A 19,444-nucleotide genomic window follows, 5' to 3' on the forward strand; every position below is an offset into this window, starting at 1 on the left:
CAACGGCTTTTTTGTCGCCTGCCAATCTGCATCCACGGCCGCAGGGGACTTTCTTGAATTCGGTACGATTAAATCGTACCATGCTTCAGCAAGTGGACGAGGAGCGGTCATGGGACAGGTCGATAAACGCAGCATCACCCTCTCGCCGGAACTGGCGGCGGCGGTCGACGATGTGGTCGCCGCTGGTGAATACGCTTCGGCTAGCGAGGTAATCCGCGATGCACTCCGGCAATGGAAGGATCGGCGCGACCTCTTCGGCTATACGGTCGAGGAGTTGCGGAGGCTAGTTCAGGAAGGGATCGACAGCGGGCCGGGACGATTTGAATCGATGGAGGAAATTAAGGCCGAAGCGCGGAGACGCTTGCGATCTGACGGCGCCGCATGAATTTGCTCTCTATCGTCCGGAACGCGCGCACTGAAGACGATCTGATCACGATTTGGCTGCATATTGCGCGCGACAGCGAGGCTGCAGCCGACCGGCTGCTCGACCGCATCGAGGCACGGTGGCAGCAAGTGGCTACCTATCCTTTCTCAGGCGCGCCACGAGACGATATCGCACCGGGTGTTCGCCATCTAATGGTCGGCAATTATCTCACTCTGTATCGAGTTAGGGACGATGTGATCGAAATCCTTCGCGTGCTGCACGGCCATCGCAATGTCGAAGCCAATGACCTCGGTTCGTAATCGTCCGGTCAGCCGGCGATCCTGTCCAGCGACGCCTCTATCGCCTTCCAGAGCTCTTCCACCGGCTCACAGCCTACAGAAAGGCGAACGAAGCCGGGCGATACCGCATCGCCTCGTTTCGAACGCCGCTCGGCGGAGGTGTGGACGCCGCCGAAGGATGTCGCGGCCTGCATCAATTCGCAGTTGTTGATGAAATCCTCGGCCTTCTGCTCCGAAGCGAGTTCGAAGGAAACAAGGAAGCCGAAGCGTTCCATCTGGGCACGGGCAAGATTGTGCGAAGGATCGCCTTCCAGGCCGGGATAGCGCAGGCCCGTGATCGCCGGGTGACCTTGCAGGCGCCGCGCGATCACTTCCGCCGAGGAGCACATGCGGTCGAAGCGCACGTCGAGCGTTTCGAGGCCACGATGCACAAGCCACGCTTCGAACGGCCCTGGAATGCCGCCGGACGTTTCGCGCCAATCCGTCACCGCGGCGATGATGTCGGCGTTGCGGCTCGCGACATGGCCGAACAGCACGTCGGAGTGGCCGTTGGGCGCCTTAGTGTCCGCGGCGATGACAATATCCGCGCCATGGTCGAGCGGGCGCTGGCCGAAAGGCGTCATGGTCGTATTATCAACGACAAGCAGTGCGCCCGCTTTGTGTGCGGCCGCGGCCACCGCCGCGATATCGCATATGTCCAGCCCCGGATTAGCGGGCGTCTCTACGAAAGCGAGACGATAGCCTTCGAAACCGCCATCGAGGAAGGTCGAGGTTGGCCTCACATCGTAGGCGATGCCGAGTGGTTTCAAGAAGCGTTCGGCCAGTGCCCTTGTCGTGTGATAGCCATCCGAAGGCAGAAGAATGCGGTCGCCGGTCTTGAGGACAGCGAAAAATGCCGCCGAAATCGCCGCCATTCCGGAAGGAAAGGCGACGCAGGGCGCGTCTTCCAGATGCGCCAGCATATGTTCTACCGCATCCCAGGTCGGATTGCTGAAACGGCCATACTGGTTGAAACCGGTGGCGTCGCCAGGCGCGTGAAAGATGGCAGCCATGGTGAGTGGCAGGGGGATGGAATCGCCGACGGCAAGTGCGTTGCGACGGAGGTGGGCAAGAGCCGCGGCGCGCGACCGTGCTGTTTCAGACATCGACATTCCAACCCTCTTGGTGACCCTGGACGTGTGGTGAGACGCTATGCCCGGCAACAGCTCGCGACAAGGCGCGTCCGGTTGGGCCAAGCGGCTCTAAACGCTTCGTTAGGCTTAATGATCCATAAAGACGAGACGTGTTTTCAAAGCCGCTTCCATCGGTCGCGACTGCATGTTGTGAAGCCTGTTCCCGTTGACGCCCATAACACCCCATGATATCCCATATCGATACCAAAGCCTTCGTTCCGCGTCAGAGTGAAGCGTACGCCAATCGGGCAGCCGCGGCGGCTGCGCGTTTGCCGGTTTTCGCCCCTGTCACGGAGGCGGGTTCAGGGCAGGGAACGCGTAGCGGTGGCGCGTGCAACACGACGAAGAGGGGTGCGGCGGCGCAAGCGGCCGTGACGTGTGATGGACCGGTTTCTGTCGAACACGGTGAGCAGGATCGATGCGAAGGGGCGGGTGTCCGTTCCTGCGCATTTTCGCGCCGTCGTTCAGAAACGCGGCTATTCGGATCTATACGCGCTGCGTTGCCTGGATCTGCCGGCCATGGATGTCGGCGGGCCCGACCTGCTCGACCGCTACGAGCAGCGCATCGCGCTCGAGGATCCGTTCCAGCAGACGGCGGACGACATGTCGTTCTTCTGCCATGGCGACGGAACATTCCTGAAGCTGGACCAGGATGGTCGCATCACGATCAGCGACTTCATCCGCGAACATGCCGGCCTTTCGGCGGAAGTAGCCTTTGTCGGGCGCGGCAATTTCTTTCAGATCTGGGAGCCGGGACGGCTTGCGGCCTACGGAGCGCAGGCGCGGGCCCGGCTTTTGCAGCTTCGGCAGGGGACGAAGCCTGGGGAGCGACCGGAATGACGGTGGGCCACGGCGATGATATCAACGCCGTTGGCGGACTGGCCCGCCACATTCCGGTCCTCCTTGCCGAAGTGTTGCAGGCGCTCTCGCCAGCGGAAGGGGACGTCATCGTCGACGGCACGTTCGGCGCCGGCGGCTACACCAAGGCCATCCTGGCGGCCGGCGCGTCCGTGGTTGCCATTGATCGCGATCCGGATGCCATAGCGGCTGGTCGCAATCTCGAAGCCCAATCAGGCGGCCGCCTGCGATTGGTGCAGGCGCCATTCTCGATGCTGGACCAGCATGTCGAAAGTGCCGACGGCGTCGTGCTCGACATCGGCGTTTCCTCGATGCAGCTCGACCAGGCGGAGCGCGGGTTTTCGTTCCGCGTCGATGGGCCTCTCGACATGCGCATGGCGCAGGCGGGCCTCAGCGCCGCAGATGTCGTCAACAACTTCAAGCCGGGCGATCTTGCCCGCATCTTCGGCTTCCTCGGGGAGGAGCGCCACGCCGGGCGCATCGCGCGCATGATCGAAGCGCGTCGCGAAAAGCGTCCGTTCGAGCGCACGCTGGAGCTTGCCGACGCCATCGAGACGCATATCGGCCGGGCGCCGAAGGACAAGATCCATCCCGCCACCCGCGTCTTTCAGGCGCTGCGCATCTTCGTCAATGACGAGCTCGGTGAGTTGGCCAAGGCGCTGTTCGCCGCCGAGCGGGCGCTGAAGCCGGGCGGACGACTTGCCGTGGTGACATTCCATTCGCTGGAGGACCGCATCGTCAAGCGCTTCATTGCCGATCGCTCCGACGCCGCGAGCGGCTCGCGCCACATGCCGGAGGCACGGGCACGCAGTGCCACCTTCAGCAAGTCCGGCGGCGGCGTGACGCCGGGTGAGGCCGAGACTGCGGCCAACCCGCGCGCCCGCTCGGCAAGGCTGCGCGCCGCCATCCGCACCGATGCGCCGGCGCGTGCCGGCGATTTTTCGATTTTCGGCCTTCCAAAACTTCCCGGCCCAAAACTTCCCGGCATCGAGCAGCCGGGGGAGAGGTAAGCACGTGTTTCGTTCCAGCGACATCGTCCTCATCGCCGTCATGGTCTCGGCGGCGGCCCTGACCTACAAAACCAAGCGCGAGGCCGAGGACCAATTGGCTGCAGTGCAGAAGATCCATGCTGAGATACGCTACGAGGAGGACACGATCGACCTGCTCAAGGCCGACTGGAGCCTGCTCACCCAGCCATCGCGGCTACAGAAGCTCGCCGAGCTCTACAAGTCGCAGCTTGAACTAGAGCCGGTCAGCGCGCACCAGATCGTCGGCCTCGGCGACCTGCCAGCCAAAACCCTCGACATCCAGGACATCCTGAACGGGCGCCAAGGCGGCATGGCAGACAATTCCGGCAACACACCCTCGGACGGCAAGGATCCCATCGTGACCGGAGGCATCGCCCAATGATCGGCAAACTGCTGAAACGTCGCCCCAGGGCCAGCGAAGACGGTTCAATCGTGGTCGATGGCGCCCGCAAGGCGACCGGAGGCAAGGGCAAGGCGCGCATCGTCATGACGATGGCGGTGTTCTTCGGTATCTTCTCGATCATTTCCGGGCGGCTTGTCTATCTCGGCTTCCAGACCCCCGACATGTCGGGCGGCCCGCAGAGCCGGGTGACGGCCTCGCGACCCGACATTGTCGACCGCAACGGCGAGGTGCTGGCGACGGACATCAAGACGGCATCGCTGTTTGCAGAGCCGCGCCGCATCGTCGACGCCGACGAGGCGATCGAAAAGCTGTCGACGGTGCTGCCGGAGATCGATTACGAGCAGACCTACCATAAGCTGAAGAGCGGCGCCGGCTTCGTCTGGCTGCAGCGGCAGCTGACGCCCAAGCAGCAGGCCGACATCATGCAGCTCGGCATTCCCGGTTTCGGCTTCCGCACCGAGAAGCGCCGTTTCTACCCCAGTGGTGAAACCTCGTCCTACATTGTCGGCCTGACCAATATCGACAATCAAGGCATCTCCGGCATGGAGAAATATATCGACGAGCAGGGCCTGAGCGATCTGCAGGCGTCGGGCCTGGCGGTGGCGAAGGATCTCAAGCCGGTGAAGCTCTCGATCGATCTGCGCGTCCAGCATGTGGTGCGCGACGAGATTGCCGCCGGCCTGGAGCGCTATCGCGCCATGGGCGCGGGCGCCGTCGTGCTCAACGTCAAGACCGGCGAAGTGGTGGCCATGGCCTCGGTGCCGGATTTTGATCCGAACAATCCCTACAATGCACAAGACAAGGACCGGCTGAACCGGATGTCGGCGGGGCTCTATGAGATGGGCTCGACCTTCAAGAGCTTCACATCAGCCATGGCGCTCGATTCCGGCAAGGCGACGATGGCGAGCCGCTTCGACGCTTCGCATCCAATCCGGGTCGGCCATCAGGCCATTCACGATTTCCACGGCAAGAACCGCGTGCTGTCGTTGCCGGAGGTGTTCCTCTATTCATCCAACATCGGGTCGGCCAGGGAGGCCGAACTGGTCGGCATCGAGGCGCACCGCGAATTCCTGCATCGTCTTGGCATCTTGGACAAGATGCAGACCGAACTGCCGGAAGTCGCCCGTCCGACTGAGCCGAAGGTCTGGAAACAGGTCAACTCGTTCACCATCGCCTTCGGTCATGGCGTGTCGACGACACCGTTGCAGGCGGCTGTCGGCTGCGCGGCGCTGATCAATGGCGGATATCTGATGGAGCCGACATTCCTGGTCCGCAGCCAGCAGGACGCGATGGCGGCGGCCAAGAAAGTGGTAGCCGACAAAACGGTCGAGGGCATGCGCTATCTCTACATGCTCAACGCCGAGAAGGGCTCGGCCAGAAATGCCAGGGTCCCCGGCTACCGCGTTGGCGGCAAGACCGGAACAGCCGAGAAGGTCATCAATGGCCGCTACTCGAAGGAGTTGAATTTCAATACGTTCGTCGCCGCATTCCCGATGGACGATCCGCAATATCTCGTGTTTACGATTGCCGATGCTCCGCACCCGGAAAAGCCGGGCATGACGGACGTCGCGGCCGCGAATGCCGGGGTCATGGCCGGCAATATCATCAGGCGTTCCGCGGCCATGCTTGGCGTGAAGCCAGATTTCAGCCATGAAAATGGTGCAACGCTGGTTTCCTATCAATGATTCTTAGGGCGCGCCGGCAACTGCGCGCTATTTTGTTGCGGTGAACGGAACTCGATGAAGCTCAAAAATCTAACCGGTATCCTGCCAGTCGAAGGAACAGCTTCCGCCGATCTGGAGGTTACCGGCATCTCTTCGGATTCCCGCCAGGTAAAACCCGGCGTCGTCTTTTTCGCGCTCGCTGGAAGCAAGGCGGATGGCGCCGCCTATGCCGCGGACGCCGCCGCACGAGGGGCTGCCGCGATCGTCGCGGGCAAGGACAGCGCCCTTGGCGGACTGCCAGTTCCAGTGTTGGCCGTCGATGACCCGCGCCTGGCGCTGGCCCTGAGCGCGGCCCGTTATTTCGGCAAACAGCCGCAGATGATGGTGGCCGTCACCGGCACCAGCGGCAAGACCTCGGTCGCCGCTTTCGTCAGGCAGATCTGGGAGCAAGCCGGCTTTGCCGCGGCCTCGATCGGCACCACCGGCGTGGTGGCGCCGGGCCGCAACGATTATGGCTCGCTGACGACGCCAGATCCCGTCGCCTTGCATCAGCTGTTGCTTGAACTGGCGGACGCCGGCGTCACCCATGCTTCCATGGAGGCCTCCAGCCATGGTCTCGACCAGCGCCGTCTCGACGGCGTCAGGCTGGCCGCCGGCGGCTTCACCAATCTCGGCCGCGACCACATGGACTACCATCCGACGGTCGAGGACTATCACCGGGCCAAGCTGCGTCTGTTTGATGCGCTGCTGCCGAAGGGCGCGCCGGCCGTGATCTTCGCCGACGATCCGTGGTCGGCGCCAACCATCCAGGCGGCGAAGGCCGCAAGGCTCGACGTGCTGACGGTCGGCCGCCACGGCGATTTCCTGACGCTGAAGCGGGTCGAGCATGAGCGCCACCGCCAGCGTGCCGAGGTCGAGGCCGACGGGATGCTCTACGAGATCGACCTGCCGCTGGCCGGCGATTTCCAGATAGCCAACGCGCTGGTTTCGGCCGGGCTTGCCATCTCCACGGGAACGCCAGTCGCCAAGGCCTTGAAGGCGTTGGAGAAACTCAAGGGCGCACCCGGCCGGCTCGACCTTGTCGGGACGACTGCAAACGGCGCGCCGGTCTATGTCGATTATGCGCATAAGCCGGACGCGCTGGAAAACGTGCTTGCCTCGGTGCGCCCGTTCACCACCGGCCGGGTCATCGTCGTGTTCGGCTGCGGCGGCGACCGCGATCGCGGTAAGCGGCCGATCATGGGCGAGATCGCGACGCGGCTCGCCGACGTCGTCATCGTCACCGACGACAATCCGCGCTCGGAAGTGCCGGAGACGATCCGGGCCGCGATCCTTGCCGCCGCTCCCGGCGCGATCGAGATCGGTGACCGGCGCGCGGCGATCCACGAGGCCGTTGCCATGTTGCATGCCGGGGACACGCTGATCGTGGCCGGCAAGGGTCATGAGGAAGGCCAGACGATCGGCACCGAGACCCTGCATTTCTCCGACCACGAAGAAGTCCGTGCCGCGCTGCTGGAGCGTGCCGCATGAATTTGCTGTGGACATCCGAGACGCTGGTCGCCGCCATGGACGGGCGACCGATCGGGCCGATGCCGGACGGCATATCGGGCATTTCGATCGACAGCCGCAGCCTTCAGCCGGGCGACGCTTTCTTCGCCATCAAGGGCGAGGCGATGGACGGCCATGATTTCGCGACCGCCGCCATCAAGGCCGGAGCCGGGGTGCTGGTCGTGGCCGAAGGCAAGCTGCCGTCGCTTGGCCGGCTGACGGCGCCGATGATCGTCGTCGAGGACGTGCTGGTGGCACTGGAAAAGCTCGGTGTCGCATCGCGCGACCGTTCCCAGGCCAGGATCATCGCGGTGACCGGTTCGGCGGGCAAAACGACCACCAAGGAAGCGCTGCGCCACGTGCTGTCGGCGGTCGGCAAGGTGCATGCCTCGGTGCAGTCGTTCAACAACCATTGGGGCGTGCCGCTCACCTTGGCGCGCATGCCGGCCGATTGCGACTATGCCGTGTTCGAGATCGGCATGAACCATCCCGACGAGATCAGGCCGCTGGTCAAGATGGTAAGGCCGCATGTCGCCATCGTCACCATGATCGCGGCCGCGCATCTCGGCTTCTTCCGAAATCTGGACGAGATCGCCAAGGCGAAGGCCGAGATTTTCGAAGGGCTGGAACCTGGCGGCGCGGCGATCCTCAACCGCGACGACGCGCGTTTCAAGCTTCTCGACAAGATGGCGCACGCCGCCGGCGTCGAGCATGTCTATGGGTTCGGCGAGAACGCGCGCTCAACCTTCAGACTGGTCAAATGCGAAGTCCATGCCGATCATTCCGACATTGCCGCCAGGATCGGCGGTCACGAGGTGACGGCTCGCATCGGCGCGCCCGGCCGCCACATGGTGCAGAACATTCTGGCAGTCCTCGGCGCGGCCCGTCTGGTCGGTGCCGATCTCGACAAGGTTGCCCTAGCGCTGGCCGATCTCTCGGCCGAGCGCGGCCGCGGCAAACGCTATGTGCTGCGTCATCCCGGTGGCTCGACTTCGAGCCATCCCGGTGGCCCGACTTCAAGCCACCCCGGTGGACCGATCACGCTGATCGACGAAAGCTACAACGCCAACCCCGCCTCGATGGCGGCCGCCATGGCGCTGCTCAACGCGACGCCGGTGACGGGCGAAGGCCGCCGCATCGCCGTGCTGGGCGATATGCTGGAGCTAGGCGAGTATTCGGCCAAGCTGCATGCTGCACTTGCCGGTCTCATCGTCGGCACCGGCACACAGACCGTCTTTCTCGGGGGGCCGGAGATGCGGGCGCTGGCGGAAGCGCTGCCGGGCGAGATCAGGACGGAATACCGCGCCGGCGCCGAAGAATTGAAGCCGGTGCTGCTTGCCGCGCTGAGGCCAGGCGACGTGGTGATGATCAAATCGTCGAAGGGCATCGGCTTTGCAAAGCTGGTCGATGCGTTGCTGGGCAAGTTCCCGGCTGAAACGACAATCGGCAAACAGACCTAGGGTCAAGTCGGGGACGAAAAGCGCATGTTCACACTGCTCGTCGATTTCGCGGACAAGATCTCGGTCTTCAATGTCTTCCGCTACATCACCTTCCGTACCGGCGGGGCGCTGATCACCTCGGCGCTGATTGTCTTCATCTTCGGGCCGACCATCATCAATTCGCTCAGGTTGCGCCAGGGCAAGGGCCAACCGATCCGCGCCGACGGGCCACAGACCCATTTCAAGAAGGCCGGCACGCCGACCATGGGCGGACTGATGATCCTGTCCGGCATCATCGGCTCATCGTTGCTATGGGCGAACCTGTCGAGCATCTATGTCTGGGTGGTGTTGCTGGTGACGCTGGGCTTCGGCTCGATCGGCTTCTACGACGACTATCTGAAGGTGACGAAACAGTCGCATCTCGGCTTTTCCGGCAAAGCACGGCTGGCGCTCGAATTCGTCATCGCCGGCATCGCCGCCTGGGCGATCATGCATAATGGCCAGGCGCCGTTCTCCTCGTCGCTGACATTCCCCTTCGCCAAGGAATTCCTGATTAATCTCGGCTGGTTCTTCGTCCCGTTCTCCTGCTTCGTCATCGTGGGGGCGGGCAATGCGGTGAACCTCACCGACGGCCTGGATGGCCTGGCGATCGTACCGATCATGATCGCGGCTGCGTCCTTCGGCGTCATTGCCTATCTCTCCGGCAATGCGGTGTTCGCCGAGTATCTGCAGATCCATTTCGTGCCCGGCACCGGCGAACTGGCTGTTGTGCTAGGCGCGGTCATCGGCGCCGGCCTCGGCTTTCTCTGGTTCAACGCGCCGCCGGCGGCGATCTTCATGGGCGACACCGGCTCGCTGGCCATGGGCGGGCTGATCGGCACCGTTGCGGTCGCCACCAAGCACGAGATCGTGCTGGTCATCGTCGGCGGGCTGTTCGTGGTCGAGATCCTGTCCGTCATCATCCAGGTCGGCTACTTCAAGATGACCGGCAGGCGTGTGTTCCTAATGGCGCCGATCCATCACCACTTCGAAAAGCTCGGCTGGACCGAAAGCCAGGTGGTGATCCGCTTCTGGATCATCGCCGTCATCCTGGCGCTGGTCGGCCTTTCCACCCTCAAGCTCAGATAGGCGCGCCCCGTGATTCCCGCCGCATCCTTCGCAGGCAAGCGTGTTTCGCTCTTCGGGCTCGGCGGCTCGGGGATCGCGACCGCGCACGCGCTGATCGAGGGCGGGGCTGAGGTTCTGGCCTGGGACGATAATCCAGGCAGTGTCGCCAAGGCGGCCGAAGCGGGTATTGCAACCGCCGACCTGCGTGGCGCCAACTGGGCCGGTTTCTCAGCTTTCGTGCTGTCGCCCGGCGTGCCGCTGACGCATCCCAAGCCGCACTGGACGGTGGAACTGGCGCGCGGTTCGGGTGTCGAGATCATCGGCGACGTCGAGCTTTTCTGCCGCGAGCGGACGCTCGGCGCGCCAGCCGCCCCATTCATCGCCATCACCGGCACCAACGGCAAGTCGACGACCACGGCGCTGACGGCGCATATATTGAAGGCTTCCGGCCGCGATACGCAGATGGGCGGCAATATCGGCCGCGCCGTGATGACACTCGATCCGCCGCAACCCGACCGGCACTATGTCGTCGAATGCTCGTCCTACCAGATCGACCTCGCACCATCGATCAATCCGACGGCCGGCGTCCTGCTCAATTTGACGCCGGATCACCTCGACCGTCACGGCACCATGCAGCATTACGCTTCGATCAAGGAGCGGCTGGTTGCCGGCAGCGAGACCGCGATCGTCGGCATCGACGATTCCTGGTGTGCGCAGATTGCCGAACGGCTGGAGCGGGCGGGGCGGCACGTCATCCGCATTTCGAAGCGGCTGCCGCTGACCGACGGCTATTTCGCCGATGGCACCAATTTGATGGAAGCGGTGCATGGCCGCTACAGCCGGGTCGCCTTCCTCGAAGGCATCGGCTCGCTGCGCGGGCAGCACAATGCGCAAAACGCGCTTGCCGCGGTGGCCGCCTGCCTCAAGGTCGGGCTCGACCTCGGCGAGATCCAGTCCGGACTGGAAAGCTTTCCGGGCCTGGCGCATCGCATGGAGCAGGTCGGCCGCAAGGACCACGTGCTGTTCGTCAACGATTCCAAGGCGACCAACGCCGATGCGGCGGCACCCGCGCTGTCGAGCTTTTCACGCATCTACTGGATCGCCGGCGGCCTGCCCAAGGAAGGCGGCATCGAGCCGCTGCGCGGCTTCTTCCCGCGTATCGCCAAGGCCTATCTGATCGGCGAGGCAGCGCCGGCCTTTTCGGCGACGCTGGGCGAGGCGGTGCCGTATGAGATATCGGGCACGCTTGCAGCCGCGGTCGAGCATGCCGCGCATGATGCGGCCAAGGACGATGGCGGCGAGGCGGTGGTGCTGTTGTCGCCGGCCTGCGCCAGTTTCGACCAGTTCAAGAATTTCGAGGTCCGCGGCGAAGCCTTCAGGCAAGCTGCGAATGCTATCGAGGGCGTCAAACCCATCGGAGGGGCACGATAATGCAGAGCCGTCTCGACAAAAGCCCGGTTGCGACCTGGTGGTGGACCATCGATCGCTGGTTCCTGGCGGCGTTCCTGTCGCTGATGGGGCTGGGCATAGTTTTGTCCTTCGCCGCAAGTCCCGCGGTCGCCGAACGCATCGGCCTCGACAGTTTCCATTTCGCGACCAGGCAGATCATCTTCACCGTGCCGGCGCTCGGCGTGATGCTGGCGGTGTCCTTCCTCGATTCCAGAGAAATCCGGCGCATGGCGCTGATCATGCTGTGCCTGATGCTGGTGCTGATGGTGGCGGTGCTCTACATCGGCGTCGAGGTGAAAGGCGCGCGGCGCTGGGTGTCGCTTGCCGGCCTGTCGATCCAGCCCTCGGAGTTTTTGAAACCCGCCTTTGTCATCATGTGCGCCTGGCTGTTCGCCGAACACAAGCGCCAGCCCGACATTCCGGGCAATCTCTTCGCCATGTTGCTCTTGGTACTGGTCGTATCGCTGCTGGTGGCGCAGCCGGACCTCGGCCAGACCATGCTGACGACCGGCACCTGGGGCATCATGTTCTTCATGGCGGGGCTGCCATGGCTGTGGATCGTCGTGCTCGGAGCGGCCGGCGTCGGCGGCGTCTTTGCCGCCTATACGGTATTTCCGCACGTCGCCCTGCGTATCGACAAGTTCCTCACTGGCGAAGGCGACACGTTCCAGGTCGATATGGGCCGCGACGCATTGATCAATGGCGGCTGGTTCGGCGTTGGGCCGGGCGAGGGCACCGTCAAGCGGGTCATCCCCGACAGCCATGCCGATTTCGTCTTTTCGGTCGCGGGCGAGGAATTCGGATTGATCATGTGTTTCTTCATCATGTCCATCTTCGCCTTCATCGTGCTGCGCGGCCTCAACACGGCGCTGAAGGAGCATGACGATTTCACCCGCTATGCGGTCGGCGGCCTCGTCACCGTGTTCGGCCTGCAGGCAGTCATCAACATGTGCGTCAACCTGCAGCTGGTGCCGGCCAAGGGCATGACGCTGCCGTTCATCTCCTATGGCGGCTCTTCGCAGATTGCCATCGCCATCTCGATGGGAATGGTGCTGGCGCTGACGCGCAAGCGACCGGAAAAGCGCAAGCAGGTGGGCTTTGCCTTGCCACAGCGCGCCATGCCGGCGGAGTGACATGGCCAGAGGCGTTATCCTTCTCTCGGCGGGCGGAACCGGCGGACATCTGTTTCCGGCCGAGGCACTGGCGCATGAGTTGAACGCGCGTGGCTGGACGGTGCATCTGGCGACCGACGACCGCGCTGAGCGCTTTGCCGGCCACTTCCCGGCCGCCGCCATCCACCCGATCCAGTCCGCGACGCTGGGCTCCAAAAATCCTGTTGCCCTGCTTGGCGCTTTCTGGAAAATCTGGCGCGGCGTGCGCCAGGCGTCCGTCATCATCGGCAGGATCAAGCCCGATACCGTGGTCGGCTTTGGCGGCTATCCGACCTTGCCGCCGCTCTACGCCGCGACGCGGCGCAAGGTGCCGACGCTGATCCACGAGCAGAACGCGGTGATGGGACGCGCCAACCGGGCGCTGGCCAGCCGCGTCGATGCAATTGCCGGTGGCTTCCTGCCCCAAGACGAAAGCGCCGTCGGCGCCAAGACGGTGACGACAGGCAATCCGGTTCGCCCACAGGTGCTCGAAGCCGCAAAGACCGCCTACGTCGCCTCGGCCGGAGATGATCCCTTCCGCCTGCTGGTGTTCGGCGGCAGCCAGGGCGCGCAGTTCTTCTCCGATGCGGTGCCGGCGGCCGTCGCCTTGCTCCCCGACGCACTCCGCAAGCGGCTGGTGATCACGCAGCAGGCTCGGGCCGATGACGTCGGGCGGGTGAAGGCGGCCTATGCAGCGCTCGGTGTCGTTGTCGAGGTCTCGCCCTTCTTCAGCGACATGGCGGCGCGTATAGCGGCCGCACAGCTGGTTATGTCGCGCTCCGGCGCGTCGACCGTCTCGGAAATCGCCGTCATCGGGCGACCGGCGCTGCTGGTGCCCTATCCCTATGCGCTCGATCACGACCAGGCCGCGAACGCAGCCGCTCTTGCGGCCGCCGGCGGTGGCGAGGTGGAGCCGCAATCCTCACTTTCGCCCGAGCGCATCGCGGCGTTGATCGGCGCCCTGATGGCCGAGCCCGAACGGCTCACGGCAATGGCTGCCGCGGCGAAGTCGGTCGGCAAACCGGATGCCGCACGGTTGCTCGCCGATCTCACAGAGGCTATTGCGTCCCGCAAAACCGTTTCGGATTTTAAGAAGGGAACGCACGCATGAAGATGCCGCAGACCATAGGCCTCGTGCATTTCATCGGCATTGGCGGCATCGGCATGAGCGGCATCGCCGAAGTGCTGCACAATCTCGGCTACAAGGTGCAGGGGTCCGACCAGGCCGACAGCGCCAATGTGCAGCGGCTGCGCGACAAGGGGATCGAATGCTTTGTCGGCCACAGGGAAGAAAACCTCGGCGATGCCGAAGTGGTGGTTGTCTCGACGGCTATCAAGAAATCCAACCCCGAACTGAAGGCGGCACGGGAGAAATTGCTGCCGATCGTGCGCCGCGCCGAAATGCTGGCCGAACTGATGCGCTTCCGCCAGGCAGTGGCGATCGGCGGCACGCACGGCAAGACGACGACGACCTCGATGGTAGCGACGCTGCTCGAAGCCGGCGGGCTCGACCCGACCGTCATCAATGGCGGCATCATCAACGCCTATGGCACCAATGCGCGCATGGGGGACGGCGAGTGGATGGTGGTCGAAGCCGACGAGAGCGACGGGACCTTCCTCAAGCTGCCGGCCGATATCGCCGTCGTCACCAATATCGATCCCGAACATCTCGATCACTACGGCAGTTTCGAGAAGGTGCGCGAAGCCTTCCGCCAGTTCGTCGAGAACGTGCCGTTCTACGGCTTCGGCGTCATGTGCACCGACCACCCGGAGGTGCAGGCGCTGGTCGGCCGAATCGAGGATCGCCGCGTCATCACCTATGGCGAGAACGCGCAGGCCGACGTGCGCTTCACCAACCATCGCATGGCCGGCGCGACCTCGGAATTCGACGTGGTGATCCGCGACCGCAAGGGACGCGGCCAGACGACGATATCGGATTTGCGCCTGCCGATGCCCGGCCGCCACAACGTTTCCAATGCGACGGCGGCGATCGCGGTGGCGCATGAGCTCGGCCTGTCGGCCGAGGCGATCAAGAAAGGCCTGTCGTCCTTCGCCGGCGTCAAGCGTCGCTTCACCCAAACCGGCTCCTGGAATGGCGTCGAAGTGTTCGACGATTACGGCCACCATCCGGTCGAGATCGCTGCGGTGCTGAAAGCCGCGCGCAGCGCCACCAAGGGCCGCGTCATCGCCATTGCCCAGCCGCACCGTTTTACCCGGCTGCATGATCTGTTCAATGAATTCTCCGCCTGCTTCAACGACGCCGACACGGTGATGGTGGCGCCGGTCTACGCCGCCGGCGAGGAGCCGATCGAAGGCGTGACCTCGGATGCGCTGGTGTCGCGCATCCGGGCCGGCGGCCATCGCGACGCGCGCTACATCGAGGGTCCGGAAGCAATAGCGCCTGTTGTCCGTGATCTGGCCAGGCCCGGCGACTTCGTCGTCTTCCTCGGCGCCGGCAACATCACGCAATGGGCCTATGCGCTGCCCAAGGAGCTGGCCGTCTCATGATGCAGGGCCAGGCGCTGATCGACAGACTTGGCGGCCGGCTTGCCGGCCTGCGCGGCCGCATCACGCCGAATGCCGAGATGGACAAGATCACCTGGTTCCGCGCCGGAGGACTGGCCGAGGCGCTCTTTCAGCCAGCGGACGAGGCGGATCTCGCTGCTTTCCTGAAAGCGGTTCCCGAAGAGATACCGCTGACCATAGTCGGCGTCGGCTCGAACTTGCTTGTGCGCGATGGGGGTATTCCGGGTTTCGTGATAAGGCTGTCGGCCAAGGGGTTCGGTGAAACCGAAATTGTTTCGCCGGCATCGATCAAGGCTGGCGCGGCCACGCCCGACAAGCGCATCGCCGCGGTGGCGCTGGAAGCCGGCATCGGCGGCTTCCATTTCTACCACGGCATACCGGGCGCCATCGGCGGGGCGCTGAGGATGAACGCCGGCGCCAATGGCGTCGAGACGCGCGAGCGCGTCGTCGAGGTGCGTGCGCTCGACCGCAAAGGCAACGTCCAGACGCTGAGCAATGCCGATATGGGCTATGCCTACCGGCACTCGTCGGCACCGTCCGGGCTGATCTTCACCTCGGCCATTTTCGAGGGCTTTGCTGAGGACAAGGCAGTGATCAAGGCGGCGATGGACGCGGTGCAGAACCATCGCGAGACGGTGCAGCCGATCCGCGAGAAGACCGGTGGCTCGACCTTCAAGAATCCTGAAGGCACCTCAGCCTGGAAAGAGATCGACAAGGCAGGGTGCCGCGGCCTGCTGATCGGCGGCGCGCAGATGTCGCCCATGCACTGCAATTTCATGATCAACACCGGGACAGCGACCGGCTACGAACTCGAATATCTCGGCGAAACGGTGCGCACGCGGGTGCTCGAACATTCCGGCATCCGGCTGCACTGGGAGATCAAGCGCATCGGGGACTTCCGCCCCGGACACGCCGTCCAGGAGTTTCTTGGACAGCTGCTCTAGCCGCGGTTGAAGTTCATGTGACGCATGAACTTCAACCGGTCCGGAACGACCGCGCGACCGTTGCTCCAAAGACTCAACAGCACGGTTTTCGCATCCATTTTCTCAGAAAGTGAATCTCTCGGAATCATAAGCACTTGCCAGTGAATCAACTCTCTGATTCTCTGCTCCAAAGCGTTTCCTGATTTGAGTCGTTCGACGCGTTTCCCGCGTTTTCCGTCTGGGGGGCAACCTGCCGGGAGACTCGGACTCAATGTTGCGGAAATCTTGGTTTTTGATCCGCCGTGAGAGGGGATGACGGGGAATGAAAAACAAGCATGTGGCCGTCCTGCTGGGTGGTTTCTCGTCCGAGCGGCCCGTGTCCCTGTCTTCGGGGAAGGCCTGTGCCGATGTGCTTGAGACGGAAGGCTATCAAGTCACGCGCGTCGATGTCGGGCGCGATGTCGGCTCCGTGCTTGCCGATCTCAGGCCCGATGTCGCCTTCAATGCGCTGCATGGTCCTTTTGGCGAGGACGGCACCATTCAGGGCATTCTCGAATATCTCGGCATTCCCTACACCCATTCCGGCGTGCTCGCCTCGGCGCTTGCGATGAACAAGGAGCAGTCGAAGAAAGTCGTGAAATTGGCCGGTGTCCCCGTCGCCGAATCGAAGGTCGCCAATCGCTTCGCCATTCAGAACAACCATCCGATGAAGCCGCCTTATGTGGTGAAGCCGGTCAATGAGGGGTCGAGCTTCGGCGTCGTGATCGTGCATGAGGGGCAGTCGCATCCGCCGCAGGTCATCGGCTCGTCCGAGTGGAAATATGGCGATACCGTCATGGTCGAGCGCTACATCCATGGGCGCGAGCTGACTTGTGCCGTCATGGGCGACGTGGCGCTTGGCGTCTGCGAGATCATCCCGACGGGCCATTCGTTCTATGACTACGATTCAAAATATGTCGCGGGCGGATCAAAACACGAATGCCCCGCAAAAGTTTCACCGAATATTTACCAAAAAATACAGACACTGGCGCTCAAGGCTCACCAAGCTGTCGGCTGTCGGGGCGTTTCCCGGTCGGACTTCCGTTATGACGATCGTCACTCCGAAAATGGCGAAGTTGTATGGCTCGAGGTCAATACCCAGCCGGGCATGACGCCGACGTCTCTGGTGCCTGAAATCGCCGCCCAGGCAGGGCATTCGTTCGGCGATCTGTTGAGTTGGATGGTGGAGGACGCTTCGTGTCTGCGTTGAAGTGGGGGCAGGGCAAGGGGAAGGGCGTGGCCGGGCCGGCGCTGTTCAGCCTGCCATTGTCGTTCGACCATTTCGTGCTGCCGCGCATGCTTCGCCGCCCGGTGCGTATCCTGGCGCGCCTGGGCGAGGGTGAATTCCAGGCGCCGCGCTTCTCCGCCGCGATCATGTCGGCAGTGCTCATTGCCTCGAGCGGCGCCTATGGCGCCTATCTCGGCGGTCATGCCGACGGCATCGTCCAGAGCATCACTGCCCGGACCGGCTTTGCCGTCGACCAGGTCAAGGTGGTCGGCAATCGCCAGACGTCCGAGATCGATATTCTCGACAGGCTCGAGCTCGATGGTTGGACGTCGCTGATCGGCTTCGATGCCGAGGCGGCGCGGGAACGCATCGCCACCTTGCCCTGGATCGAGGTCGCCGCGGTGCGCAAGGTCTATCCGCACACGTTGGAGGTGCGCGTCGAGGAGCGTCAGGCGTTCGCACTTTGGCAGCAGGGCAGCGATCTCTCCGTCATCGAAAAAGACGGTGCCGTTATCGCGCCGTTCTCGGGTGGCAAGCAGGTGCTGCTGCCATTGCTGATCGGAGCCGGCGCGCCGGCCAAGGCGCCGGAATTCCTGGCGAAGATCGAAAAATACCCGGATCTCGCGACCCGCATCAGGGGCTATGTCCGTGTCGGCGATCGGCGCTGGGACCTGAAGCTCGACAACGGCATCACTGTCAAGCTTCCCGAGGATGGCGAGGATCAGGCACTCGCCGAACTCGTCGGCATGGACCATGACAAGGGGCTGTTGTCGCGCGACATCGCTGCCGTCGACATGCGGCTGTCCGACCGGCTGGTCGTGCAACTGACGCCGGAGGCGGCGACCCAGCGCGAAGCCGCGCTCAACGAGAAGCCGAAAATGCTGAAGCGCAAGCCGGAGACGAAGATATGAGCTGGCTTGGCGGTTCAGGCGATGCCTCTTCGCGCCGCTCCGGCACCTTGACGGTACTGGATGTCGGTTCGAACAAGGTCTGCTGCATGGTGGCGAAGCTGAAGCCGTGCGATGACGGCAAGCTGCTGCGCGGACGCTCGCACCGCATCCAGGTGATCGGCATCGGCCATCAGAAGTCGCAGGGCGTCAAATCGGGCGTCGTCATCGATCTCGATCGTGCCGAACATGCCATTCGTCTCTCCGTCGACGCCGCCGAGCGCATGGCCGGGCTGACGGTCGATTCGCTGATCGTGAACATGACCGCCGGCCGGCTGAAGAGCGAAGCTTTCTCGGCAACCATCAATCTCGGCGGCCATGAGGCCGACGAGGCCGACATCAAGCGGGTGCTCGGTGCCGGCGCCAAGCAGGCGCTGAAGACCGAGCGCGAGGTGGTCCATTCGCTCCCCGTCGGCTTCTCGCTCGACGCTGAGCGCGGCGTGCGCGATCCGCGCGGCATGGTCGGCGACACGCTTGGCGTCGACATGCATGTGCTGACCGGCGACGCCGCTCCGATGCGCAACCTGGAGCTCTCCATCAACCGCTCGCATCTTTCGGTCGAGCGCATGGTGGCGACGCCCTATGCCAGCGGGCTGGCGGCATTGGTCGACGACGAGCTGGAACTGGGCGCCGCCTGCATCGATATGGGCGGCGGCACGACGACGATCTCGGTGTTTTCGGAAGGCAAGTTCGTCCATGGCGACGCCATCGCCATCGGCGGCAACCACGTCACGCTGGACATGGCCAAGGGACTGTCCACCTCGCTCGATGCCGCCGAACGGCTGAAGGTGATGCACGGTTCGGCGTTGCCCGGCAGCGCCGATGACCGCGACCTGGTCTCGATCCAGCCGATCGGCGACGAGGGCGAAGTGCCGCTCCAGATTCCGCGCTCCGTCATGACGCGTATCGTGCGCGCCCGCATCGACGAGACGCTCGAGCTTTTGCGCGACCGGCTGAACAAGTCCGGCTACGGCAATGCGGTGGGCAAGCGCGTGGTGCTGACCGGCGGCGCCAGCCAGCTTGCCGGCCTGCCGGAAGCGGCGCGCCGCATCCTGGGGCGCAATGTGCGCATCGGCCGCCCGCTCGGCGTGGCGGGCCTGCCCGAAGCGGCGAAGGGGCCGGCCTTCTCGGCGGCCGTCGGTTTGTTGATCTATCCGCAGATGGCGAGCTTCGAGAGCCATCCGGCGAAAGGAATTTCCGGTCTCAGGATGACTGGAACAGGCGGAAAACTGCATCGCATGAGTCAGTGGTTGAGAGACAGTTTCTAATTGACGGGGACAGCCCCATAAGTGGCCGCGG

Annotated in this window: 18 protein-coding genes; 17 read left to right on the plus strand and 1 reads right to left on the minus strand. The window is 63.8% G+C overall.

The annotated features are described in order from the left end of the window. Positions 1–109: 109 nt before the first annotated feature. Positions 110–385 carry a type II toxin-antitoxin system ParD family antitoxin gene (locus tag FJ940_RS13415; protein WP_140516612.1) on the plus strand — a complete coding sequence of 92 codons (276 nt, stop codon included), beginning with the start codon at positions 110–112 and terminating at the stop codon, positions 383–385. Beyond that, a complete protein-coding gene (locus tag FJ940_RS13420; protein WP_140656799.1) occupies positions 382–684 on the plus strand; it encodes a type II toxin-antitoxin system RelE/ParE family toxin in 303 nt (100 codons plus the stop codon). Before FJ940_RS13415 ends, FJ940_RS13420 begins: the two co-directional genes overlap by 4 nt. 8 nt (positions 685–692) lie before the next feature. Here the strand turns inward: FJ940_RS13420 and FJ940_RS13425 are convergent, their stop codons facing one another. Next, entirely contained in the window at positions 693–1,808 is a 1,116-nt protein-coding gene (locus FJ940_RS13425) for a cystathionine gamma-lyase (RefSeq protein WP_140623125.1), read from the minus strand. 408 nt (positions 1,809–2,216) lie between these two features. Between FJ940_RS13425 and mraZ the strand changes: the two genes are divergently transcribed. The 15 genes from mraZ (at position 2,217) to ftsA (ending at position 19,413) form a co-directional block, all read left to right on the plus strand. Further along, complete coding sequence (gene mraZ / locus FJ940_RS13430; protein WP_140495198.1) at positions 2,217–2,675, plus strand: division/cell wall cluster transcriptional repressor MraZ; 459 nt, start codon at positions 2,217–2,219, stop codon at positions 2,673–2,675. Beyond that, positions 2,672–3,703, plus strand: a complete 1,032-nt coding sequence (gene rsmH, locus FJ940_RS13435) for a 16S rRNA (cytosine(1402)-N(4))-methyltransferase RsmH (protein WP_140656800.1) — start codon at positions 2,672–2,674, stop codon at positions 3,701–3,703. Before mraZ ends, rsmH begins: the two co-directional genes overlap by 4 nt. Before the next feature lie 4 nt (positions 3,704–3,707). Next, positions 3,708–4,103 carry a hypothetical protein gene (locus FJ940_RS13440; protein ID WP_140495202.1) on the plus strand — a complete coding sequence of 132 codons (396 nt, stop codon included), beginning with the start codon at positions 3,708–3,710 and terminating at the stop codon, positions 4,101–4,103. Beyond that, a complete protein-coding gene (locus FJ940_RS13445; protein ID WP_140495205.1) occupies positions 4,100–5,809 on the plus strand; it encodes a penicillin-binding protein 2 in 1,710 nt (569 codons plus the stop codon). The genes FJ940_RS13440 and FJ940_RS13445 overlap by 4 nt, the downstream gene beginning before the upstream one ends. 54 nt (positions 5,810–5,863) lie before the next feature. Next, positions 5,864–7,318: a UDP-N-acetylmuramoyl-L-alanyl-D-glutamate--2,6-diaminopimelate ligase gene (locus tag FJ940_RS13450; protein WP_140559521.1), complete on the plus strand. Its 1,455-nt coding sequence runs from the start codon at positions 5,864–5,866 to the stop codon at positions 7,316–7,318. Beyond that, on the plus strand, positions 7,315–8,796 hold the full coding sequence (locus FJ940_RS13455) for a UDP-N-acetylmuramoylalanyl-D-glutamyl-2,6-diaminopimelate--D-alanyl-D-alanine ligase (protein WP_140656801.1): 1,482 nt from the start codon (positions 7,315–7,317) through the stop codon (positions 8,794–8,796). Before FJ940_RS13450 ends, FJ940_RS13455 begins: the two co-directional genes overlap by 4 nt. A 24-nt stretch (positions 8,797–8,820) precedes the next feature. Beyond that, positions 8,821–9,903, plus strand: coding sequence for a phospho-N-acetylmuramoyl-pentapeptide-transferase (gene mraY, locus FJ940_RS13460; RefSeq protein WP_140656802.1), 1,083 nt, complete (start codon positions 8,821–8,823; stop codon positions 9,901–9,903). Between the two features lie 9 nt (positions 9,904–9,912). Then, complete coding sequence (gene murD, locus FJ940_RS13465) at positions 9,913–11,313, plus strand: UDP-N-acetylmuramoyl-L-alanine--D-glutamate ligase (RefSeq protein WP_140656804.1); 1,401 nt, start codon at positions 9,913–9,915, stop codon at positions 11,311–11,313. Beyond that, positions 11,313–12,464, plus strand: a complete 1,152-nt coding sequence (gene ftsW / locus FJ940_RS13470) for a putative lipid II flippase FtsW (protein WP_140516599.1) — start codon at positions 11,313–11,315, stop codon at positions 12,462–12,464. The genes murD and ftsW overlap by 1 nt, the downstream gene beginning before the upstream one ends. A 1-nt stretch (position 12,465) precedes the next feature. Continuing rightward, complete coding sequence (gene murG / locus FJ940_RS13475; protein ID WP_140656805.1) at positions 12,466–13,593, plus strand: undecaprenyldiphospho-muramoylpentapeptide beta-N-acetylglucosaminyltransferase; 1,128 nt, start codon at positions 12,466–12,468, stop codon at positions 13,591–13,593. Next, positions 13,590–14,990 (plus strand): UDP-N-acetylmuramate--L-alanine ligase, encoded by a 1,401-nt coding sequence (murC, locus tag FJ940_RS13480; RefSeq protein ID WP_140495219.1) that lies wholly within the window; start codon positions 13,590–13,592, stop codon positions 14,988–14,990. Before murG ends, murC begins: the two co-directional genes overlap by 4 nt. After that, complete coding sequence (gene murB / locus FJ940_RS13485) at positions 14,987–15,952, plus strand: UDP-N-acetylmuramate dehydrogenase (RefSeq protein ID WP_140557539.1); 966 nt, start codon at positions 14,987–14,989, stop codon at positions 15,950–15,952. Before murC ends, murB begins: the two co-directional genes overlap by 4 nt. A 301-nt stretch (positions 15,953–16,253) precedes the next feature. Further along, complete coding sequence (locus FJ940_RS13490; RefSeq protein ID WP_140495223.1) at positions 16,254–17,180, plus strand: D-alanine--D-alanine ligase; 927 nt, start codon at positions 16,254–16,256, stop codon at positions 17,178–17,180. Then, the gene (locus tag FJ940_RS13495) at positions 17,168–18,109 is read left to right on the plus strand and encodes a cell division protein FtsQ/DivIB (protein ID WP_140656806.1); all 942 of its coding nucleotides are present in this window, start codon (positions 17,168–17,170) and stop codon (positions 18,107–18,109) included. The genes FJ940_RS13490 and FJ940_RS13495 overlap by 13 nt, the downstream gene beginning before the upstream one ends. Then, positions 18,106–19,413 (plus strand): cell division protein FtsA, encoded by a 1,308-nt coding sequence (gene ftsA / locus FJ940_RS13500; protein ID WP_140553117.1) that lies wholly within the window; start codon positions 18,106–18,108, stop codon positions 19,411–19,413. The genes FJ940_RS13495 and ftsA overlap by 4 nt, the downstream gene beginning before the upstream one ends. Positions 19,414–19,444 lie beyond the last annotated feature (31 nt).

The sequence above is a fragment of the Mesorhizobium sp. B2-3-7 genome (assembly GCF_006442695.1).
Classification (GTDB): domain Bacteria; phylum Pseudomonadota; class Alphaproteobacteria; order Rhizobiales; family Rhizobiaceae; genus Mesorhizobium.